The organism is Aeromonas sp. S8(2024) (assembly GCF_041403085.1).
Lineage (GTDB): Bacteria > Pseudomonadota > Gammaproteobacteria > Enterobacterales > Aeromonadaceae > Aeromonas > Aeromonas dhakensis.
The window spans coordinates 1-20563 of the sequence record NZ_JBGLRF010000012.1 but is presented as its reverse complement, the minus strand read 5'-3'; the positions used below and the strand labels follow the sequence as shown (position 1 = coordinate 20563).

General features: G+C 63.5%; 19 protein-coding genes and 1 rRNA gene. 11 read left to right on the top strand and 9 right to left on the bottom strand.

What is annotated here, in order from left to right:
* Positions 1-18: 18 nt before the first annotated feature.
* From gluQRS to thpR, 4 genes are all read right to left on the bottom strand, one after another.
* On the bottom strand, positions 19-936 hold the full coding sequence (gene gluQRS, locus ACB031_RS20645; RefSeq protein ID WP_371140156.1) for a tRNA glutamyl-Q(34) synthetase GluQRS: 918 nt from the start codon (positions 934-936) through the stop codon (positions 19-21).
* A gap of 113 nt (positions 937-1049) precedes the next feature.
* Positions 1050-1499, bottom strand: coding sequence for an RNA polymerase-binding protein DksA (gene dksA, locus ACB031_RS20640; protein WP_005304459.1), 450 nt, complete (start codon positions 1497-1499; stop codon positions 1050-1052).
* 119 nt (positions 1500-1618) lie between these two features.
* On the bottom strand, positions 1619-2362 hold the full coding sequence (gene sfsA / locus ACB031_RS20635) for a DNA/RNA nuclease SfsA (RefSeq protein ID WP_017780529.1): 744 nt from the start codon (positions 2360-2362) through the stop codon (positions 1619-1621).
* A gap of 42 nt (positions 2363-2404) precedes the next feature.
* Complete coding sequence (gene thpR / locus ACB031_RS20630; RefSeq protein WP_371140155.1) at positions 2405-2932, bottom strand: RNA 2',3'-cyclic phosphodiesterase; 528 nt, start codon at positions 2930-2932, stop codon at positions 2405-2407.
* 155 nt (positions 2933-3087) lie between these two features.
* Between thpR and hrpB the strand changes: the two genes are divergently transcribed.
* The 3 genes from hrpB to ACB031_RS20615 all read left to right on the top strand — a co-directional run bounded on the left by hrpB (position 3088) and on the right by ACB031_RS20615 (position 8567).
* The gene (hrpB, locus tag ACB031_RS20625) at positions 3088-5535 is read left to right on the top strand and encodes an ATP-dependent helicase HrpB (protein ID WP_371140154.1); all 2448 of its coding nucleotides are present in this window, start codon (positions 3088-3090) and stop codon (positions 5533-5535) included.
* A 269-nt stretch (positions 5536-5804) separates the two neighbouring features.
* Positions 5805-8126, top strand: a complete 2322-nt coding sequence (gene mrcB / locus ACB031_RS20620; RefSeq protein WP_371140153.1) for a penicillin-binding protein 1B — start codon at positions 5805-5807, stop codon at positions 8124-8126.
* 42 nt (positions 8127-8168) lie between these two features.
* Positions 8169-8567, top strand: a complete 399-nt coding sequence (locus ACB031_RS20615; protein WP_019839294.1) for a VOC family protein — start codon at positions 8169-8171, stop codon at positions 8565-8567.
* Between the two features lie 89 nt (positions 8568-8656).
* Here ACB031_RS20615 and ACB031_RS20610 read toward each other — a convergent pair whose 3' ends face one another.
* Entirely contained in the window at positions 8657-8977 is a 321-nt protein-coding gene (locus tag ACB031_RS20610) for an SMR family transporter (RefSeq protein ID WP_005304440.1), read from the bottom strand.
* On the bottom strand, positions 8965-9363 hold the full coding sequence (locus ACB031_RS20605; RefSeq protein WP_017787639.1) for an SMR family transporter: 399 nt from the start codon (positions 9361-9363) through the stop codon (positions 8965-8967). The genes ACB031_RS20610 and ACB031_RS20605 overlap by 13 nt, the downstream gene beginning before the upstream one ends.
* 156 nt (positions 9364-9519) lie before the next feature.
* Here ACB031_RS20605 and ACB031_RS20600 point away from each other — a divergent pair, with 156 nt between their 5' ends.
* On the top strand, positions 9520-10401 hold the full coding sequence (locus tag ACB031_RS20600) for a LysR family transcriptional regulator (RefSeq protein ID WP_005304434.1): 882 nt from the start codon (positions 9520-9522) through the stop codon (positions 10399-10401).
* 111 nt (positions 10402-10512) lie between these two features.
* The gene (locus ACB031_RS20595) at positions 10513-12093 is read left to right on the top strand and encodes a response regulator (protein ID WP_017766313.1); all 1581 of its coding nucleotides are present in this window, start codon (positions 10513-10515) and stop codon (positions 12091-12093) included.
* Positions 12094-12158: 65 nt separating this feature from the next.
* On the opposite strand, the gene ACB031_RS20590 is transcribed toward ACB031_RS20595, so the two are convergent.
* Positions 12159-12686 (bottom strand): DUF2937 family protein, encoded by a 528-nt coding sequence (locus tag ACB031_RS20590; protein WP_019839291.1) that lies wholly within the window; start codon positions 12684-12686, stop codon positions 12159-12161.
* Between the two features lie 214 nt (positions 12687-12900).
* Here ACB031_RS20590 and ACB031_RS20585 point away from each other — a divergent pair, with 214 nt between their 5' ends.
* The gene (locus ACB031_RS20585) at positions 12901-13623 is read left to right on the top strand and encodes a phosphatase PAP2 family protein (RefSeq protein ID WP_371140152.1); all 723 of its coding nucleotides are present in this window, start codon (positions 12901-12903) and stop codon (positions 13621-13623) included.
* A gap of 257 nt (positions 13624-13880) precedes the next feature.
* The gene (locus tag ACB031_RS20580; protein ID WP_017787641.1) at positions 13881-14783 is read left to right on the top strand and encodes a sulfite exporter TauE/SafE family protein; all 903 of its coding nucleotides are present in this window, start codon (positions 13881-13883) and stop codon (positions 14781-14783) included.
* Between the two features lie 60 nt (positions 14784-14843).
* On the opposite strand, the gene ACB031_RS20575 is transcribed toward ACB031_RS20580, so the two are convergent.
* Together ACB031_RS20575 and hemL are read right to left on the bottom strand one after the other, a co-directional pair.
* Positions 14844-15647, bottom strand: coding sequence for a hypothetical protein (locus ACB031_RS20575; protein WP_371140151.1), 804 nt, complete (start codon positions 15645-15647; stop codon positions 14844-14846).
* A gap of 199 nt (positions 15648-15846) precedes the next feature.
* The gene (gene hemL, locus ACB031_RS20570) at positions 15847-17133 is read right to left on the bottom strand and encodes a glutamate-1-semialdehyde 2,1-aminomutase (RefSeq protein WP_017780537.1); all 1287 of its coding nucleotides are present in this window, start codon (positions 17131-17133) and stop codon (positions 15847-15849) included.
* Positions 17134-17357: 224 nt separating this feature from the next.
* Between hemL and clcA the strand changes: the two genes are divergently transcribed.
* From clcA to ACB031_RS20550, 4 genes are all read left to right on the top strand, one after another.
* Complete coding sequence (gene clcA, locus ACB031_RS20565; protein ID WP_368205172.1) at positions 17358-18752, top strand: H(+)/Cl(-) exchange transporter ClcA; 1395 nt, start codon at positions 17358-17360, stop codon at positions 18750-18752.
* Between the two features lie 86 nt (positions 18753-18838).
* Entirely contained in the window at positions 18839-19534 is a 696-nt protein-coding gene (locus ACB031_RS20560; protein ID WP_371140150.1) for a DUF6776 family protein, read from the top strand.
* 90 nt (positions 19535-19624) lie between these two features.
* Positions 19625-19975: an iron-sulfur cluster insertion protein ErpA gene (gene erpA / locus ACB031_RS20555; RefSeq protein WP_005304404.1), complete on the top strand. Its 351-nt coding sequence runs from the start codon at positions 19625-19627 to the stop codon at positions 19973-19975.
* Positions 19976-20465: 490 nt separating this feature from the next.
* Positions 20466-20563 (top strand): 16S ribosomal RNA (locus tag ACB031_RS20550); the annotation flags it as partial.

Genomic DNA, 20563 nt, shown 5'->3' with positions numbered 1-20563 from the left:
CCAAATCCCCCCAACTGTCTATTCGTTTACGCCTGCTGTCAGCGCAATCTTCTCGCTGGCGGGCACCTTGGCCAGTTGCCAGTGGCTTATGCCCCAGTCGATGAGCTCGTCGACCCGGCTCGCCAGCAGCTCAGGGGGCGGGCACTGGCCGAGGAAGTGCAGTGCCCGCCACAGGGCCGGGCGCACCTCGTCCTGTGCCAGCGCCGGCGCGTGATTCTGCTTGGAGAGCTTGTTGCCGTCGGCCTGCACCGCCAGCGGCAGATGCACCCAGGCGGGCACGGGCGCCCCCAGGGTCTGGTAGAGGGCAATCTGGCGCACTGTCGGCTCCAGCAGGTCGGCGCCGCGCACTATCTCGGTGATGCCGCAGTCCATGTCGTCCACCACCACCGCCAGGTTGTAGGCATAGAGGCCATCGCGCCGGCGCACGATGAAATCCTCCTCGGCCAGCGCCGCCGGTACCGCGATATGACCCTGCAGGCCATCCTCGAAGTCGTAGACCGGGTGATGCTGGCGCAGGCGGGCGGCGCAGCCCTCTGCGCTCAGTCCGAGGGTGCGGCAGTGGCCGTTGTAAAAACCGCCGCTCGCCATGATTTCGCGCCGGGTACAGCGGCACCAGTAGAGATCGCCGGCCCGGTAGAGCTGCTCGATGATCTCGTCGTAGCGGGCGTGACGCCGGCTCTGGTACATCACCTTGCCATCCCACCCGAGGCCATGGGCCTCAAGGGTCTTGAGGATAAGGTCGGCGGCCCCTGCCATCTCCCGCGGCGGATCGATATCTTCGATGCGCACCAGCCAGCGCCCCTGCTGTGCCCTGGCCTGCAAGAAGCTGCCGAGCGCCGCAATCAGGGAACCGAAGTGGAGCGGACCCGAAGGGGAGGGGGCAAAGCGGCCTATATAAGGGAGGGGCGGGGATGACGGGGTGGCATTCACGGACATGGTCATTCGGATAAAAAAGGCATTGAGGCAGCATTCTGGGACGACCCGGCCAAAAGCTCAATAAAAAAGGGAGCCCGCGAGCTCCCTTTTTTGTGTCATGCCAGAGGTCGGTATCAACCGGCCATCTGTTTTTCCTTGATCTCGGCCAGCGTCTTGCAGTCAACGCAGAGGTCGGCGGTCGGACGGGCTTCCAGACGGCGGATGCCGATCTCGATGCCGCAGTGTTCGCAGTAACCGAAGTCGTCGTCTTCGAGCAGCAGCAAGGTCTTCTCGATCTTCTTGATCAGCTTGCGCTCGCGGTCGCGGGTACGCAGTTCCAGCGCGAACTCTTCTTCCTGCGCGGCGCGATCCACTGGATCCGGAAAGTTGGCAGCCTCATCCTTCATGTGGTCAACGGTGCGGTCAACTTCCTGCATCAGTTGGTTGCGCCAGGCTCCCAGGATCTTGCGAAAATGTGCCTTTTGTTGGTCATTCATGTACTCCTCACCCGGTTTTTCCTGGTAAGGCGCCACACCCGCAATGGCCAGGGGGCCCAGAGATTTCCTGTTTTCGCCTGTTGGCATGCCCTGTCTCCTAATTCAGCACGCTACCCGTGCCATCCATAAATTGAGGGCGACATCTATAGCAGAAGGGTAACTTGGAGGCAAACAAGCCGTACCAATAATGTTACCCACTCCAACATTTATTCGCTGCCCTCGGGTAGCAGGTGACAAGATTCAAACGGGATAAAATCTTGTGCCACCATGCTCTGCACCCCAACATGGGGTCGATAGCATAAAATTTCAACCCCTGCCGCAATTGCTTGCTCAATAAGCAGACTATAGTGCGGATCTATATGCGCTGCCGGGCGCATTCTCACGATTCCGGAGTGCAAAACCATAAATAACAGCACGGCTCTGTGCCCTGCCGCCTTCATGGCCATTAATTCACGCAAGTGCTTGGCGCCACGGGTGGTGACCGCATCGGGGAAGTAGCCCATGCCGGCTTGCTCCCGCTCGTCGAGCAGGGTCACCGATTTCACCTCGATATAACAGGCAGGCAGGTGGTCGTCCTCCAGCAGCAGATCGATGCGACTGTTCTCTTCGCCGTATTTCACCTCGGTGCGCAGCCGGGCATAGCCGCGCAGCGGGGCGAGGGCATCCTGCTCGATCAGCTCCCGGGCCAGCTGGTTGGCGCGGGCCGTGTTGACGCAGATGAAGTGACCGGCCGGGCTCTCGGCGATCTCCCAGCTGTGGGGCAGCTTGCGCTTGGGGTTGCTTGATGTGGAGTACCAGACCCGGGTACCCGGCTCGGCGCAGCCGGTCATGGCGCCGGTATTGGCGCAGTGGATGGTGATCACCTCGCCGTTGTCGAGCCGCACGTCGGTCAGAAAGCGCTTGTAGCGGGCGACCAGCTGCCCGGATTGCAGGGGGGGATCGAAGATCATGGTATGGCTCTCTTAATCGATGAGTCTGGGCATGGCAGCCGGTCAGGATGCCATCTTCTCTCTGGCCCGCAGCGGCCAGCAGGCGAGGGGCTCGTAGCGCACCCCGTCCGGGGTCGAGATGGATTGATAGAGGCAGAAGCGGTCGGCCCGCAGCACGAAATCGGGGGCGGGCAGCAGTGCCGGTGGCTCGCTCGCCTTGCGCGACAGGGTGACGTGAGGGCGATAGCCCTGCTCGCCGTTGCCAAGCCCCAGCTTCTCGCCGTGGCGGCGCAGCGCCCTGGCCAGCACGGTCAGCTCGTTGGGCCACTCTTTCGGGCCAATCCAGGCGGCCTTGGCGCGGCCGAACCAGCCGGTTTCATTGAGCGTTATGGTGAGCGGCGGACAGTGCTGGCGCTCGACGGCGGCCATCAGCTGTGCGGTGGTGGCCTCGTCCGCTTCGCCGAGGAAGGCCAGCGTCAGGTGGAGGTTGGCGGCGGGGACCGGCTGGCCCGGCCAGGGCAGTTGATCGCGCCAGGCGACGATATCGGCGGCCAGCGCCTCGGCGGGCAGGGCAAAGAAGAGTTTGGCCATTCGGGTGAGGGTGCCTCTTTGATGCGGACGGGTGGCCCATTCTATGGCAGCCGTCCGCTCCTGTCTCGCTGGCCGACATCCACTCACGGTGGCCGGGCAGGCTGTGGCAGAATAGGCGCCGTTTTACGGCTTGCAACAAGAAGGTGCTGATCCCTTTGTCTTCCCTCCCCATAGTGTCGGTGCTGCCCGCACTCTTTGCCGCCATCGACAACCATGCCAGCGTGATCCTGCAGGCGCCCCCCGGCGCGGGCAAATCGACCCTGCTGCCGCTGGAGCTGGTGCGCCAGCACCGGTTGCCCGGTCGCATCATCATGCTGGAGCCCAGACGTCTGGCGGCGCGCAACATAGCGGGCTTTCTGGCGCGCCAGCTCGGGGAGAAGGTGGGCGAGCGCATTGGCCTGCGGGTACGCGGCGAGAGCCGCACCAGTTCAGCTACCCGGCTCGAGATCGTCACCGAGGGGGTGCTGACCCGGATGCTGCAGCAGGATCCCGAACTCACCGGCGTCTCCCTGGTCATCTTCGATGAGTTCCACGAGCGGAGCCTGCACGCCGATACCGCGCTGGCCTTCGCCATCGAGAGCCAGCAGGGGCTGCGCGATGACCTCAAGCTCTTGGTGATGTCCGCCACCCTGGACGGCATGGCGCTCGAGGCGCTGCTGCCGGAGGCACCTGTGGTGCGCTCCGAGGGGCGCGGTTTTCCCATCGACTACCACTACCGCCCCGCCAATCGCCAGCAGTGGCTGGAGCCCCAGGTCGGCGCCGTGGTGCTGGAGGCGCTGGCCGCCCACGCCGGCAGCCTGCTGGTGTTTCTGCCGGGGCAGGGGGAGATCGAGCGGCTGGCGCAGTGGCTGGAAGGGCGGCTGCCGGACGAGGTGACCCTCGCCCCCCTCTACGGCCGCCTCGACATGGCGGCCCAGCAGGCGGCCATCGAGCCTGCGCCTGCTGGGCGCCGTAAGCTGGTGCTCACCACCAATGTGGCGGAGACCTCCCTTACCATCGAGGGGATCTCGGTGGTGGTCGACAGCGGGCTGGAGCGGCGCGCCTCCTTCGACCTCAAGAGTGGCGTCACCCGGCTGGAGACCCGCCCCATCGCCAAAGCCTCCGCCACCCAGCGGGCGGGGCGCGCCGGTCGTCTCGGCCCCGGCGTCTGCTACCGGCTCTGGAGCAGCGAGGTGCAGGAGCGCCTCGCCGAGCAGAGCCCCCCCGACATCCTCACCCAGGAGCTGACCGGCCTGCTGCTGGACGCTGCCCAGTGGGGGGCCAAGGTCGAAGATCTGCCGCTGCTGGACATGCCGCCGGCCGCCGCCGTGGCCAGCGCCCAGCGGCTGCTGGTGAGCCTCGGCGCCATGAAGCCGGAGGGTGAGCAACAACTTACCCCGGCCGGCCGCGCCATGGCGGCCTTCGGTACCCATCCCCGGCTTGCCCGCATGCTGCTGCGCGCGCGCGAGCTGGAGGCCGAGGGTCTGACAGGGATTGTCGCCGATGCGGCTTTCCTGGTGGCGCTGCTGGAAGAAGATCTGCGAGGATCGGAGCGCCTCTCAGTTCTGTTTCACCGTCGCCAGGGGCCCCTGCGCCAGGGTGCGGCCCGCTGGTTCGAGCGGCTCGGCGCTCGCCCCACCAGTGCACAGGGGCAATGGCTGGGGCTGCTGTGTGCCCTCGCCTGGCCCGATCGCATCGGCAAGCTGCGCAGCGGCAGCCGTTATCAGCTCAGTGGCGGGGTGAGCTGCGATCTGGTAGAAGGTCACCCCTGTCAGGGGCAGGGGGCACTCATTGCCATCGAGATGGGCCAGAACGAGCGTGGCAGTCGCATCTTCATCGCCGAGCCGGTGGAGCTGGATGAGCTGGTGCGCCAGCTGCCCGAGCTGGTCGGCGAGCGCCAGTGGTTCGATTGGGACGAGCGCGAGGAGCGGGTGCGGGCCGAACGCCAGCAGGTGATCGGCGAGCTGGTGCTGAGCCAGCGGCCGCTGACCGATCTCTCCGATGAACAGAAGGGGCGCTGCCTGTTGCAGGGGATCCGCCGCAAGGGGCTGCATGTGCTGCCTTGGGATGATGCCAGCGAGGGGCTGCTGGCCCGCTTGCGTTGCGCCGCCGACTGGCTGCCTGACGAGGGGTGGCCGGCCATGGACGAGGCGAGCCTGCTGGCCAATCTGGAACTGTGGCTGCTGCCGGCGGTGAGCGGCATGACCCGGCTGGAGCAGTTGAAAAAGCTCGACCTTGCCGACATCCTGCGCCAGTCTCTGCCCTGGCCATTGCCAAGACGGCTGGACGAGGCGCTGCCCGGCCACTTCACCGCGCCGACCGGCAGTCGGGTGCGGATCCGCTATCAGCCGGGTCAGGCGCCGGTGATCCCGGTGCGCATCCAGGAGATGTTCGGCCAGGCCACGACTCCGTGCGTGGCTGACGGCCGGGTGGCGCTGGTGGTGGAGCTGCTCTCCCCGGCCCAGCGGCCGCTGCAGATCACCGCCGATCTGGCCGCTTTCTGGGCCGGCTCCTACGAGCTGGTGAAAAAAGAGATGAAGGGACGCTACCCCCGCCACTACTGGCCGGACAATCCGCTGGAGGCGATGCCGACCCGGGTCACCAAGAAGAAGATGGGGTTGTAGATTGCTGCCGGGCATGGCGAAGCCCAGCGCCAGCAGACGCCCCTCACCCTGATGCTCTCCCAGAGAGAGGGAACCGATCGAGCTTGGTGTTTGCGCCCTTTTCCTCTGCTTTTTTCAACGAGATGGGAGAAGGGTTGGGGATGAGGGGCATCCCTTGGTCTGGCGAATGTCTGGCGAAATGAAACTCAGGATCCCTGTTCGATTGGTCAGGCCCGATCGGACGTTCGCGAATGCGACAACATAAGTAGAAAGAGAAGCAAAGAGGATTTATGGCAACGCAACGACGCAAGCGCACTCCCAAGAAGGCCGCGCCCAAACGCACCATCTGGCGCACGCTGTTCTGGCTGGGCTTCAAGCTCTCCCTGGTGGGAGCGGCCCTCATGGTGGTGTTTGGCATCTACCTGGATACCAAGGTGCGTGAACGCTTCGACGGCGAGAAGTGGCAGTTGCCAGTGATGGTCTACAGCCGGCCGCTGGAGCTCTATCCCAGCCAGCGCCTCTCCCAGACCCAGATGCTGCGCGAGCTCAACATGCTGAGCTACAAGCAGGTGCGCCAGCCCCACTCCCCGGGCGAGTATGCGGTGAGCGGCAACCGCATCGAGCTTGTTCGCCGGCCGTTTGCCTTCCATGACGGGGCCGACGGCGCCCGCGGCCTGCGCCTCACCTTCAACGGCTCGCGGCTGGAGGGGATCCAGTCGCTGGAGAATCAGCGTCAGCTCGGTTACGCCCAGATGGACCCTGTGCTGCTCGATCGCCTCAACACCGAGGATCGGGAGGATCGCCTGCTGGTGCGCCTCGCCGAGGTGCCGGACAGCCTGCTGGTGACCTTGCTCACCACCGAGGATCGGGACTTCTACCAGCACGGCGGCGTCTCGCCGGTGGCCATCATGCGCGCCATGGCGGCCAACCTGCTGGCGGGGCGCACCGTGCAGGGGGGCAGTACCCTGACCCAGCAGCTGGCCAAGAACTTCTTCCTGACCCGGGAACGCAGCCTGTGGCGCAAGGCCCAGGAAGCCTACATGGCGGTGCTGATCGACTATCGCTACAGCAAGGACGAGATCCTGGAAGCCTACCTCAACGAGGTCTATCTGGGGCAGAACTTCTCCCAGGGGGTCTATGGCTTCGGGCTCGCCTCCTACTTCTACTTCGGCATTCCGGTCAACGAGCTGGACATCGATCAGGTGGCCCTGCTGGTGGGTATGGTGAAGGGCCCCTCCTATTACGATCCCTGGCGCTTCCCGGAGCGGGCCAAGGCGCGCCGTGATCTGGTGCTCAAGCTGCTGATGGATCACGGCAGCCTGCAGCCGGCCGAGTATGAACTGGCCAGCAAGCAGCCGCTCGGCATCATTACCCGCGGCCAGATGAGTTATGGCCGAACCCCGGCCTTCATGGGGCTGCTCAAGCGGGAGATCCAGAGCCGCTTCGGCCCGGATCTGCTCAAGCAGTCCGGCCTCAAGATCTTCACCAGTCTGGATCCCATCGCCCAGCATGCCGCCGAGCAGGCGGTGGAGTCGGGTCTGGCCACCATCGAGAAGCAGCGCGGCAAGAAGAAGCTGGAGGCGGCCATGGTGGTCTCCGACTGGCACAAGGGCGAGGTGGTGGCCATGGTGGGTGGCCGGGATCCGCGCTACGCCGGCTTCAACCGGGCGCTGGATGCCCGCCGCCAGATAGGCTCGCTGGTCAAGCCGGCGGTCTACCTGACCGGCCTCTCCAACGGCCTGACTCTGGGCACGCCGCTCAAGGATCAGCCGATCCGCATTCGCGGCAAGGATGGCCAGATCTGGACCCCGCAAAACTACGACCGCAAGTTCCGTCAGAGCGTGCCGCTGATGGATGCGCTGGCCAGCTCCCTCAACGTGCCGACCGTCAATCTGGGTCTGCAGGTGGGGCTGGACAAGGTGGTGGACACCCTGCACAAGCTGGGGGTGGAGCAGGAGATCCAGCCCTATCCGTCGCTGGTGCTGGGGGCGGTGGCCCTCTCGCCGATGGAGGTGAACCAGATGTACCTGCCCATCGCCAACCAGGGGCTGACCCAGCCGCTGTCGGCGATCCGGGCCGTGGTCAACAGCGACGGCAGCAAGCTCTATCAGCATGATGAGGCGGCCAAGCGGGTGACCGACGAGCAGGCCAGCTGGCTGACCCTGTTCGCCATGACCAAGACGGTGAGCCAGGGCACGGCGCGGGCGCTTGGTGCCAAGTTCCCTGGCGCCACCATGGCGGCCAAGACGGGCACTACCAACGAGCTGCGCGACTCCTGGTTCACCGGCCTCGACAACAACGAGCTGGTCAGCATCTGGGTTGGTCGCGACGACAACACCCCGGCCGGCCTGACCGGTGCCAGCGGCGCCCTGCAGCTGTTCAGCGGCTACATGAGCCAGCGCGGGGTCAACAGCCTGGCCATGAACATGCCGCAGGGGGTGAGCTGGGCCAGCTTCTCTCGCACCAGCGGCGCCCGAGTTGCCAGCGACTGCCCCGGCAGTCTGCAGGTGCCGGCCAAGCTGGCCGGGCTGGCCGAGCCCATGAGCTGTGCCACTCCGGTGTCCAGCCCGGTCAATGCGCTGGACAACTGGTTCAACGGTTTCTTCAACTGACCGCGGCGGGCAGCCCTGGCTGCCCGTCTGCCCGGAGTGCTCATGAGCCTTCCCCTGTTCGATGCCATCCACCACGTGGCCATCATCGCCAGCGACTATGCGCGCTCGCGCCACTTCTACCATCAGGTGCTGGGGCTGCCCATCATCGCCGAGACGCTGCGGGCCGAGCGCCAGTCGTGGAAGCTGGATCTGGCACTGCCGGACGGCAGCCAGCTGGAGCTGTTCAGCTTCCCGGCGCCGCCCCCGCGCCCCTCCCGGCCGGAGGCGTGCGGCTTGCGCCACCTGGCCTTTCGGGTCTCGGATCTCGACCGGGTCATCGCCCATCTACAGGGCCATGGCGTCGAGGTGGAGCCGGTGCGGGTGGACGAGCTGACCGGCCGCCGCTTTACCTTCTTCGCCGACCCCGACGGCCTGCCGCTGGAGCTTTACGAAGCCTGGTGACGGGGCGTTCGCCGTCATGACGCCATGCCCAAAAGCAAGCAGCCGCCCGGTGTGCCGGGCGGCTGCTTTTCATGGATGCATTCTCGGGATCAGGCGGTGGTGAGCAGGGTGACCGCGACGGCCATCACCAGCATGCCGACCCAGCCGATGGGCTTGAGTCGCTCGCCAAACAGCAGCAGGCCGCCGAGGGCGGTGCCCAGGATGCCGATGGCGCCCCAGGTGGCGTAGGCCACGGCCAGATCGATCTTGCCGGTGCTGACCGCTTCCGACAGCAGGGTGAAGGCACACAGCACCAGCAGGATGCCGAGGAATCCCCACCCCTTGTGACGAAAACCGACCGAACGGTTGATCGCCATGTTGGCGCCGATATCCAGCAAGGCCGCGCCCAGCACTATCATCAGCGGGTGCATACGGCCTCCTCGTTGGCACGGGGTGTGCGAACGGCCGGTTCATCGTGGCGCTCGCCCATCGTCACCAGAACAATCCCCACTATGGCCAGCGCCAGTCCGATCAACTCCTGAGCATTCAGCTGGTAGTCGAGGAACAGCACGGAGACGACGGTGATCAGCGCGATCCCCAGCCCCTCCCAGAGCGCGAAGGCAATGCCAATGGAGATTGTTTTAGCGGCTTTGGCCAACAACAGATAGGAGAAGGAGATGAGCAGCCACATGGGCAGGTAGTTGAGCCAGCCGGCTTCGTTCTCCGGGATCATGGCCATGCTGGAGGTGCCGGCGACCTCGGTCAGGATGGCGCCCGTCAGGAAGATGCGGGCCAGGAGCATGCGATTGAATAACATAAAATGTCCTTTTGTTGCTGCGACGGGGCCATGATAGTCGCCGCATGGCGGGAGGCTGGAATCGCTGAGCGTCGACAATTCAGACGCTGACAGTTTGCCTTGGCAGAAGCGGGCGAGGTAAGGTGAATATCGGATACCCAGCTCTCGACCCGGATCATGAAGCTCTACCAGATACAACTCTTTGTGGAATCAGCCAGTAGCGGCTCCATCGCCAACACGGCGCGCCGGCTTGGCAAGAGTCGCAGCGCGGTCAGTACGGCGATAGCGGCACTGGAGGTGGAGCTTGGCGTCGAACTTTTTGAACGAGGGGCCAACCAGAGTCGGTTGACCGAGATCGGCGAGCAGGTGCTGGACGACTGCAAGCGGCTGCTGCAGGCGGCCAACAGTCTCAAGCTCAAGTGCGAACATTACGCCTCCGGCGCCGAGGTGGCGCTGCGGGTGGCGCGGGATGACGCCATTCCCGAAGCGGTGTGGCGGGAGATGCTGGGCCAGCTGCGTCACCGGTTTCCCGGTACCAGCATCTCGCTGGTGCTGGCCTCGCCGCCCGAGCTGCCCGCCCTGGTGGAGGAGGGGTTTGTCGACGCAGCTTTCGGCCTCATCACCGAGGAGCAGGAGCGCAGCGGACTCAACATCGAGGTGCTCAACCCGATCCGCACCCTGATGGTGGTGGCGCCGAGCCACCCGCTGGCCAGCTTGAAGCGGGTACTGCAGCAGGATCTGACCGGCCACACCCAGGTCACCCTCTCCTACGTGGATGAATTCTCGGTCAAGAGCCTGCTGCCCATCGGCGGCCACCACATCGGGTTGTCGAGTTTCGAGCTGATGCGCGATGCGGTGCTCGACGGCCTCGGCTGGGCCGTGCTGCCGTCGCCGCTGATCCAGAGTCAGCTGCGCCAAGGCTCCCTGCTCACCCTCAAGCACAAGTTCAGCCTGCAGTGGCGGGACTACGGCGTCTATCTATCGGAAAATGCCTATCATGGCAGGGTGCTGGCCTGGCTGCGCAAGGCGATCCAGGCCTATCTCGAACCGTTCGAGTGAGTCTTCTGCTCATGGATGGTGGCAGGCGGATCGCGCGGGGCTTGTGATCCATCGCGGCCTGATGGTACATACTGTCTGTACCCTCATGCAGCGCCTGGAGGCGTGAACGATATGAGCAGTGCCCAAGACAAGGACGAGATCTGGCTGGATGACGATATCATCGAGCTGGATGACGATGAGGCCGTGGTGACCAGGATGGCTAACCCCTGGCAGGTGCTGATCGTCGATGACGAACCGGACATTCATCATGCCACCCGGCTGGCACTCTCCAACATTCAGTACAAATCCCGCCCGCTAGCCCTGCTCAACGCCTACAGCGGTGCCGAGGCTGCCCGCATGCTGCAGGCCAACCCGCGCATCGCCCTGATCCTGCTCGACGTGGTGATGGAGACCGAGGACGCCGGCCTGCGGTTGGTGCACCAGATCCGCAACGAGATGAAGAACGGCCTGGTCCGCATCGTGCTGCGCACCGGCCAGCCCGGGCAGGCCCCCGAGCAGCGGGTGATCCTCGACTACGACATCAACGACTACAAGACCAAGACCGAGCTGACGGTGCAGAAGCTCTACACCACCGTCATCGCCTCCCTGCGCTCCTACGAGACCCTCTGCGCCATCGACAAGAGCCGGCAGGGGCTCGGCAAGATACTGGAGGGGGCGGGGGATCTCTATCACCTGCATTCGCTGCGGGAGTTTGCCTCCGGCGTGCTCAAGCAGATCAGCGCCATTCTCGATGTGGGCACCGAGGGGGCCATCTGCGCCGAGCGCCGACCCGGCTCGCAGGAGCTGGAGATCCTGGCCGCTACCGGCGACTATGAATCCCTGCTGAGTGACGTGCCGCTCACTACCTTCCCGGCTCTGCATGACTCTGTGATGAGTGCGCTGGCCAATCGCTGCAACCGCTTCGAGCATCCCCAGGATGCGCTTTACATCGCCGCCCAGAACGGGCGCGAGTTCGTGCTCAACTTCACCCCTACCCAGCCGCTCGACCCGCTCGAGTGCGATCTGCTGGACGTGTTTTGCCAGCGGATCTCTGCGGCGTATGACAACCTCTATCTCTACAACCAGCTGCTGCGCGCCCAGGAGGCAACCGTGGTGGCGCTGGCGGCGCTGGCGGAGTTTCGCGATTCGGATACCGGCGATCACGTGCTGCGGGTGCAGAAGCTCTCCGATGCCATCGTGGCCGAGCTGCAACAGGCGGGAGCCTATCCCGACGAGCTGACCCCCGGCTTCGTCGACATGATCGGCATGGCCAGCATACTGCATGACGTGGGCAAGGTGGGCACGCCGGACCACATCCTGCACAAGCCGGGGCGGTTCGAGCCGGACGAGCGGGCCATCATGGAGCAGCATGCGGACATCGGCGCCAGCATATTGCACAAGGCGGGGGAGATGGTGGAGGGGACCAGTTATCTGTCGCTGGGGGCCGAGATCGCCCGTGGCCACCATGAGCACTTCGATGGCAAGGGTTACCCGGAGCAGCTGGCCGGCGAGCAGATCCCGCTGTCGGCCCGTATCGTGGCGGTGGTCGACGTGTTCGACGCCCTGCTCAGCAAGCGCCCCTACAAGGAGCCCTGGTCGCTGGCCCAGACCATGGAGTACATCATGTCGCGCTCAGGCAGTCAGTTCGATCCCGAGGTGGTGAAGGCGCTCAACCGGCTGGTCAGCGAATCGCGCTTGCCCTACGAGCTGTAGGGGAGAGCAAGAGACGACAAGGGGGCCGCGGGCCCCCTTGTTGTTGGCGGGGACTGGCTGAGGGATCAGCGCTGGCCGTAGCGTACCCTGGGCTGGCGCTGGCGAAACGGCAGCAGCAGAAGGCCGAGCAGCAGATCGCCGACAAGGGCCGCGAGCAACCCCGCCGCCATGCCGCAGACGATGGCGGCTTGCTTGAGCGGTACCACATAGCTGTAGTTTTGTAGGGTATCCTGCCAGAGCTGGGGCTCGGCGCGCAGCAGCAGGTGGGAGAGCTGTCGGTACCAGGGAGCATCCTTGTAGACGCTCTCCTGCTGCAGGGTCTGACGCTGGCTGACCAGCAGTTGCAGGCTGGCCGCATCCTTGGCGAAGACCGGATCCGGGTTGGTGCGGTAGTGGTTGACCAGGGCCGTCAGATCGCCGTCGAAGTGCTGGTCTGCCGTCTCCTGAAAGGGGGCAAGGCTGAGGCTGGCCTGTTGCAGCCGGGCATCCAGCCGCTGGTAGTAGAGGTCGATCAGACCCGGGATCTGCACACCGGCCAGCAGGCCAAGGGCAAACAGCATCATCCTGAGGTAGCTGCGCATATTGCTGTTCATCTCGCGAAAGGGAAGAGCTCCATACTAGCCGCAAGGTCGGGGACGGCCAAGCCCGCCATCTGGATCGGAACATTCCAGGGGGGGGGGCTTAAATGGAGCCCTCTCTACCGCTCTGTTTTCCCCATGAACTTTGCTTCCTCCCTCATTTGTGTGATTCACGTCACGCTTCTTATGTTCTAAAATACGGCCCCATTTTTCGGGGAGGAGAGTCCGTATGCGCAAATTTATACCCTGTTATCTGTTGGGTGGTCTCATCGCCGTCAGCTGGGCTGCTCTGCCCGATCACGGCCCCTGGGATCAGTGGGATCTCGTCGTCTTCCATCTGGTCAATGGCTGGCTGGGTCAGGCCCAATGGTGGGCCGATCTGGTGGCGGTGACCAACAACCGGTTGTTCGATCTGGCGGTGTTGACCTGCATGGGGCTTATCCTCTCCCGCTGCTTCTGGCGTGCGGACGAGCAGGGGCGTCGCCGGTTGGTGGCCATGGGGTGTGTCATGTTGCTGGGGGCCCTGGTGATCAACCAGTTTGGCCATCTGCTGCCTGTCAGTCGACCCAGCCCGACCCTGATGGTGGCGGATGCACTGCGGGTCACCCAGCTCAGCGGGATCCCGACCAAGGATTCGTCCAGCGACAGCTTCCCCGGCGATCACGCCCTGTTCCTGATGATCTTCGCCGGTTTTGCCCTGCGCTATCTGCCGCGCTGGGCCGGGGTGACGGCGCTGCTGATGGTGCCGTTGTTCTCGGCGCCCCGCATCCTCTCCGGCGCCCACTGGCTGACGGATGTCTATGTCGGCGCCCTCTCCTTGACCCTGCTCTGCCTGCCGCTGCTGCTGTCGACCGGGCTGTCGGATGCGCTGATCGGCTGGATCGCCCGGCGGCTGCCCCGCCTGCCGGGCTGGCAGTGGCTGGCGAGCAAAACGCCGGCGAGTCAGCAATAAAAAAAGAAGGTCGGTGCATACCGGCCTTCTTTTTGTCTACTTCCAGCCGGTGACTGTGGTCGTCGCGAAATGACCATGACTACCACCGGCAGCCCCAGGCCTGCTGGCCCTCATAGAGAAGTATTAGCAGATTCGTTCGGGCGTGCCTAACAAGAGTTTCTCCAAGGAATCGTTTGCAAGGGATGAATGCTTGATCAGGGCCAAGATTTTTTATTTTTGCTGCCTTAGAATCGCCGCCCGTTGCTGGAGAACTCTGTATGTTAATTAATCTTTTGCGCCTGATATTCATCATCTGTGCGCTGGCTTTCATCTTCATGCTGGTACGGGCCTGGTGGCACAAGCGGCAACAGGGTGAGCTGGAGTCGACCCCCTTCTGGCCGGTGGCGGCCATCGGTTTTGTCGCCAATTTTCTCGATACCCTGGGGGTCGGCAGCTTCGCGGTGAAGACCGCCTGCTACAAGCAGTTCAAGCTGATCGACGATCGGCTGCTGCCGGGCACCCTCAACGGCCAGTGCGTGTTGCCGACGGTCACCCAGTCGCTGATCTTCATCGGCGCCGTGCAGGTAGATCCGCTCACCCTCATCGGCATGATGGTGGCCGCCGCTGCCGGCGCGGCCTGGGGGGCGCGCCACGTCGCCTCGTTCGATCGCCAGACCATCCGGCTGGTGATGGCGGTCTCCCTGCTGGTGGTGGCTGGCCTCATCTTCGCCGGCCTGCTGGGGCTCTTCCCCCTTGGTGGCGATGCCATGGGGCTGACCGGTTACAAGCTCGGGATAGCGCTCGCCGGCAACTTCCTCTTTGGTGTGCTGATGAACGTGGGCATCGGCCTGTTCGCCCCCTGCATGACCCTGGTCTATCTGCTCGGCATGAACCCGCTGGCGGCCTTCCCCATCATGATGGGCTCCACTGCCGTGCTCAGCGTCTTCTCGGCGGGCACCTTCATCCGCAAGGGGGCCTTCGACGCCAAGGCTGTGCTGGCGGTGGCCATCTTCGGTCCGGTCGGCGTGGTGCTGGCGGCCATGCTGGTCAAATCCATGGACATGGCGATGCTCAAATGGCTGGTGGCCTTCATCGTCATCTATACCTCCTGGACCATGTACGCTTCCTGGCGGGCGGCGCGGCGGGCGCCACAACCCCGGCTGGCAGGCGTCACTGGTTAGCCAGTACGGCGCGTGCCGGTGCTGGCCGTGGAGTATTGATGTGATTGCAGGCCTTTAGCGTTATCTATACCTCCTGGACCAGGTACGTTTCTTGGCGGGCGCCACAACCTCGGCTGGCAGAGGTCGCAGGCTAGCCTGCACCAGCGCCGCCTCGGCCCTGGCCCCCAGAAACACATAGAGCCCGAGGGCCAGCAGCAGCCCCACGGCGCACCCCATCACCCCCACCGCCGGCCAGAGTAGTTCGCTCTGGCCTAATGATCCCTTGAACAGCAACAAGAGCCCCTCGATGGAGACCGCGATCAGTATGGCGGCGATGAAACGGGTAATGGTGCGGCGAATGGCGCTGTGGCGAAAGATGTCCTTATGCAGCAGCACCTCCTCTTCCAGAATGGTCTTGCCCAGATCGAATACCGCCAGCGCCAGGGTCAGGAAGATGATGGCACTGAAGGCCCCCAGCCGGTTCTGCTGCGCTCCGCACAGCAGCAGATAGAGCTGCTCCAGCCCGTGCCAGATGAGCGTCGCGACGATCAGAAACAGCGCCAGACTCAGCACCACATAAACCCCCTTGAACCAGGGCATGGCCCGGCGCCGCTCCCTGTCCCCCATCAACCAGGCGATAAGCTGGTTCAGGCAGAGGGTCAACTCACGGCCATGACCTCTCACTATCAGATGCAAACGGGCTTGCGGCGCCGGCACTGGCGGCAGGATCCCGAGTGGTTCCCGGCTGGGCACCTGATGCAGGATAAAGGGGTAATCCTTGAGTGAATCGGGTGGCGCCGTCAGCAGCCCCAGCAGCAGGGGGGCCAGTTCGGCTTCGTACTCCTGATAGCGTCGCAGCACATCGATGGGGCTCATTTCCGCCATACCTACCTCGCTCACAAAGGGTGGGTCTTGCTGACGGCTGCAAATTGTGGGCCTGCTTTATGACAACGACTGTGGTGGAGGTTGCACCGTTTGGTGACAAATCACGGTTGCCGACGTGCAGATTGCACCGGCAGCGGGCATGACGAGGGGAGGATGAAAAGGGCCCGTGAAGGGCCCTTGTGCGACAGATGGCGACTACTTAGCCGGCCAGCTTGGCGAAGCTGCGCTCGGCGGCGGCCAGGGTGTGTTCGATCTCCTTGTCGCCGTGGGCCAGCGACAGGAAACCCGCCTCGTAGGCGCTCGGCGCCAGATAGACGCCCTCTTCCAGCATCAGGTGATAGAAGCGCTTGAAGCGCTCCATGTCGCAGCGGGTCACCTGCTCGTAACGGGTGATCTCTGGCTCTTCGGTGAAGAAGAAGCCGAACATGCCGCCCACGTAGTTGATGGCGAGCGGGATGCCGTGCTTGGCGGCGGCGGCTTTGAGCCCTTCTGCAACCCGGGCGGTCTTGGCACTCAGCTGTTCATAGAGGCCCGGCTCCAGCAGCAGATCCAGCATGGTGAGGCCGGCAGCCATGGCCACCGGGTTGCCGGAAAGAGTGCCTGCCTGATAGACCGGGCCGGTCGGAGCGATGTGCTGCATCACCTTCTTCTTGCCGCCGAAGGCGCCGACCGGCATGCCGGCACCGATGATCTTGCCGAGGGTGGTGAGATCCGGGTCGATGTTGTAGTGGCCTTGGGCGCCGCGCAGGGAGACGCGAAAACCCGTCATCACCTCATCCAGGATCAGCAGGGCGCCAAACTCGTCACAGATGGCGCGCAGCCCTTCCAGAAAACCAGGTACCGGCGGGATGCAGTTCATGTTGCCGGCCACCGGCTCGACGATGATGCAGGCGATCTCGCTGCCGTACTGGCTGAAGGCCTCGCGTACCGAGTCCAGATCGTTATAGACACAGGTGAGAGTGTGCTTGGCAAAGTCGGCAGGCACGCCCGGGCTGTTGGGCTGACCCAGGGTGAGGGCGCCGGAGCCGGCCTTGACCAGCAGGGAGTCGGCGTGGCCGTGGTAGCAGCCTTCGAACTTGACGATCTTGTCGCGGCCGGTGTAGCCGCGGGCCAGGCGAATGGCGCTCATGGTGGCCTCGGTGCCGGAGTTGACCATCCGCACCTGCTCCATGGAGGGGACGATCTGGCGTACCTTCTCGGCCATCAGCACTTCGATCTCGGTGGGGGCGCCGTAGCTCAGCCCTTTCTCGACGGCCTTGATGACGGCGGCCTTGATGGCCGGGTGGTTGTGACCCAGCAGCATGGGGCCCCAGGAACCGATGTAATCCACGTAGGCCTGGCCGTCCACGTCATAGAGGTAGGCGCCATCGGCGTGATCGATGAAGCGGGGTGTGCCGCCGACCCCATTGAAGGCGCGGACCGGTGAGTTGACGCCGCCCGGAATGGTCTGGCGGGCCTGTTCAAACAGCTGATCTGATTTTGACATGGATCATCCTTAATGGGATTTTGGTCGTCACACAGGTGCAGGTGGCCGATTGCGGCTCGGCAGTCGGGGGGAGCTGGAGTATGCTTGCGCTCTTGACTCCCTGGCCAAGGACTGCCCCGTGTTAAATGAAACGGGCCGACTATAGCAGAAAGGCCCGGTGCTGGGCAGCCGGGCAGCAGGCTGGATGTCGTCACCTCCGTCAGCAAACGAATGTGGTTTTTTTCATGTCGCAACAAGCTTTATCCTCTGCCGAACCGCTCTCGCCTCCCCGTGGCCCCGTCCTGCGGCGGATCATTCATCAAGACAAGATGCCTCTACTGGTGCTGCTGTTGGCGGCACTGGTCGGAACCCTGGCCGGGCTGGTCTGTGGACTGTTCGAGTCCGGCGTCCACTGGCTGGCGCAGCAGCGTGTCGATCTGCTGGCCGATCGCCCCTGGTGGCAGCTCGGTCTGCTCGGCTTCGGTTTCAGCGCCCTACTGGGGATGATCGGCTATTTCCTGACCCATACTTTTGCGCCGGAGGCGGGGGGCTCCGGCATTCCCGAGATCGAGGGGGCCATGGACGAACTGCGGCCGGTGCGCTGGTGGCGGGTGTTGCCGGTCAAGTTCTTCGGCGGTATCTGCACCCTGAGCTCCGGCATGGTGCTGGGGCGGGAGGGGCCCTCGGTGCAGATCGGCGGCAACCTCGGCAAGATGGTGGCGGATATCTTCCGGCTGCCGAAGGAGCACGGCCATGCCCTGTTGGCGGCCGGTGCGGCCGGCGGTCTGGCCGCCGCCTTCAATGCGCCGCTGGCGGGGATCCTGTTCGTGATGGAGGAGATGCGACCGCAGTTTCGCTACTCCTTTCTGGCCATCAAGGCGGTGGGCATCTCCGCCATCATGGCGACCTTGATGCTGCAGAACATGAAGGGGCAGGGGGCCGTGATCAGCTTGCCTCACTACGATGCACCGGCTCTCAAGGCGCTCTGGCTGTTCCTCTTCATGGGGGCCGCTTTCGGCGTGCTGGGGTTCGTCTTCAACAAGCTGGTGCTGGCCTGCCAGGATGGTTATCTGGCACTGCATCAAAACAAGCGCCATCGCTTCGTGGCCATCGGCATGCTGGTGGCGGGCACCTTCGGCGTGCTGTCGCTGTTCGCCCCGGCGGTGACCGGTGGCGGCACCGAGCTTATCCCTCACCTGATGGGCGGGGAGTATGCGATGGCCACCCTGTTCCTCATCTTCTCCATCCGGCTGGTCGCCACTCTGGTCTGTTTCTGCTCCGGCGCGCCGGGTGGGGTATTCGCGCCGACCCTGGCGCTGGGCACCCTGTTCGGGGTGGTGTTTGGTCACCTGTTCCACTCGGCCTTCCCCGAACTTGGCATCGAACCGGGCGCCTTTGCCATCGCCGGTATGGGGGCGCTGTTTGCTGCCACCGTGCGTGCGCCCATCACCGGCATAGTGCTGGTGACCGAGATGACCGACAACTATCAGCTGATCCTGCCCATGATGATCACCACGGTCGGTGCGACCCTGGTGGCTCAGTGGTTGGGGGGCCGCCCCATCTATTCCCAGATCCTGGAGCGAACTTTACGGCTCGCGGCGCGTCAAAAGCGGGGAGAAAGCGGCGCCAGTGCCGGTTAACTCTTTGTCTGCCGGCCTGAATCTGCTTGTGTCGCGTATAGTGAAGGGAGCGTGGCCGCAGTATGCGCAGTAACAAAAGAGGCCTTATGTCCCAGATAATGAAGTGGTTGGCAGTGCTGATGGTGGGGGCGCTCATCGGCTATTTCGTCGGTAATCGCCAGGAGCTGGCCCAGAGCAGCCTGCTGACGGTTCAGCAGGAGACGCTGGAACGCCAGGCCAAGGCCATTGGCCAGCTCAAGAGCGAGCTCGGCATCAAGGAGACCCTGCTGGCTACCCAGAAGGCAGCATTCGAGCAGTTGCAACAGGCGCTCAAGGATCAGGAAGCCCAGGTGCAGGAGCAGAAGCGCCAGCTGGCTTTCTTCGAGCGGATCATGCGTCCCACCGGCGAGCAGGTGGGGGTGGTGATCGACAACCTCATCCTGCAGGAGACCAGTATCCCTGGCCGTTATCACTATCGGCTGGCGCTGACCCAGCCCGCCAAGAAGCGCGAGCTGTTCCGCGGTCAGGTACAGATAAAGGTGGAAGGAAGCCAGGGTGACAAGCCCAGAACCCTCGGCAGCCGTGAGCTGGGAATGAAGGTAGGAGAGGGGCGCTATGCACTGCGTTACTTCCAGCTGCTGGAAGGCAACTGGCAGTTGCCGGAAGGCTTTGTACCGGACCGGGTACGGATCACCATCAGCAAGGATGGCCGGCAACCGGCCCAGGAGCTGCTGGCCGAATGGGGCGAGGTGATCAAGCCGCTGGTGGTCGCTCCACCGGCACCGGTGCCGGCCGCACAGTAAGAAGCTTGGTGAATACTTGAACTGAATGGTCGGGTATTGGATAATTTCGCGGTTTCCATGTTTGTGGATTTAACGGTTGTGAGGTCAGTAATGAGTGCAGTAGCAGAAGCCCCGTTGCCCATCCAGATGACGGATGCGGCAGCCAACAAGGTGAAGACCCTGATCACCGAAGAAGAAAATCCCGAGCTCAAGCTGCGGGTGTACATCACGGGCGGTGGCTGCTCCGGTTTCCAGTATGGTTTCACCTTCGATGAGAAGATCAACGAAGGGGATACCGTGGTCGAGAAGAGCGGGGTCACCATGGTGATCGATCCCATGAGCCTGCAGTATCTGGTTGGCGGCAGTGTGGATTACACCGAAGGTCTGGAAGGCTCCCGCTTCACCGTGACCAACCCCAATGCAACTACCACCTGTGGCTGTGGTTCCAGCTTCTCTATCTGAGATATAGAGATACCCGTGATATCGAAGGGCCCCAAGGGGCCCTTTTCGTTTCTGCATCTGTGCCGTCTTGGCATGTCTGTAGTGGGATGGCCATACCAGGCGGTAACGCTAAATAGCCGGAGTGGGCCTCTTTTGGGTTATTGCTGGAGTGCTTTTTATCCTGATTGGTGGTTAGTTAAACACTTGAACGTCTTTTTCAAAAAAACACGGAGTTTTCGCTTGTCAGCGAGAATCATATCCCTATAATGCGCCTCCATCAGCACGGCGCAGTGCGCGTCTGGTCTGGCTTGCAAAGCAAGCTGGTGAGGGTTATAGTTTCAGACCCAGCTCTTTAACAATTTGAATCAAGCAATCTGTGTGGGCACTCACAGCATCGAACATCAAAAACAATTTTTGATTTTCAATGTCTGATGAAGTGACCAAAGCAACTTTTAAGTTGCAGCAGTTAATTCAGCAATTCATTGAGCCGCCTTTATAGGCAACCAAACTTAAATTGAAGAGTTTGATCATGGCTCAGATTGAACGCTGGCGGCAGGCCTAACACATGCAAGTCGAGCGGCAGCGGGAAAGTAGCTTGCTACTTTTGCC

Coding starts and splice junctions, on each gene's coding strand:
- ACB031_RS20615 (WP_019839294.1), top strand. CDS start 8,169: ATGAGCCTTCCCCTGTTCGATGCCATCCACCACGTGGCCATCATCGCC.
- erpA (WP_005304404.1), top strand. CDS start 19,625: ATGAGTGCAGTAGCAGAAGCCCCGTTGCCCATCCAGATGACGGATGCG.
- ACB031_RS20560 (WP_371140150.1), top strand. CDS start 18,839: ATGTCCCAGATAATGAAGTGGTTGGCAGTGCTGATGGTGGGGGCGCTC.
- hemL (WP_017780537.1), bottom strand. CDS start 17,133: ATGTCAAAATCAGATCAGCTGTTTGAACAGGCCCGCCAGACCATTCCG.
- dksA (WP_005304459.1), bottom strand. CDS start 1,499: ATGCCAACAGGCGAAAACAGGAAATCTCTGGGCCCCCTGGCCATTGCG.
- gluQRS (WP_371140156.1), bottom strand. CDS start 936: ATGTCCGTGAATGCCACCCCGTCATCCCCGCCCCTCCCTTATATAGGC.
- ACB031_RS20595 (WP_017766313.1), top strand. CDS start 10,513: ATGAGCAGTGCCCAAGACAAGGACGAGATCTGGCTGGATGACGATATC.
- ACB031_RS20605 (WP_017787639.1), bottom strand. CDS start 9,363: ATGTTATTCAATCGCATGCTCCTGGCCCGCATCTTCCTGACGGGCGCC.
- ACB031_RS20580 (WP_017787641.1), top strand. CDS start 13,881: ATGTTAATTAATCTTTTGCGCCTGATATTCATCATCTGTGCGCTGGCT.
- clcA (WP_368205172.1), top strand. CDS start 17,358: ATGTCGCAACAAGCTTTATCCTCTGCCGAACCGCTCTCGCCTCCCCGT.
- ACB031_RS20590 (WP_019839291.1), bottom strand. CDS start 12,686: ATGAACAGCAATATGCGCAGCTACCTCAGGATGATGCTGTTTGCCCTT.
- ACB031_RS20585 (WP_371140152.1), top strand. CDS start 12,901: ATGCGCAAATTTATACCCTGTTATCTGTTGGGTGGTCTCATCGCCGTC.
- sfsA (WP_017780529.1), bottom strand. CDS start 2,362: ATGATCTTCGATCCCCCCCTGCAATCCGGGCAGCTGGTCGCCCGCTAC.
- thpR (WP_371140155.1), bottom strand. CDS start 2,932: ATGGCCAAACTCTTCTTTGCCCTGCCCGCCGAGGCGCTGGCCGCCGAT.
- ACB031_RS20575 (WP_371140151.1), bottom strand. CDS start 15,647: ATGGCGGAAATGAGCCCCATCGATGTGCTGCGACGCTATCAGGAGTAC.
- ACB031_RS20610 (WP_005304440.1), bottom strand. CDS start 8,977: ATGCACCCGCTGATGATAGTGCTGGGCGCGGCCTTGCTGGATATCGGC.
- mrcB (WP_371140153.1), top strand. CDS start 5,805: ATGGCAACGCAACGACGCAAGCGCACTCCCAAGAAGGCCGCGCCCAAA.
- ACB031_RS20600 (WP_005304434.1), top strand. CDS start 9,520: ATGAAGCTCTACCAGATACAACTCTTTGTGGAATCAGCCAGTAGCGGC.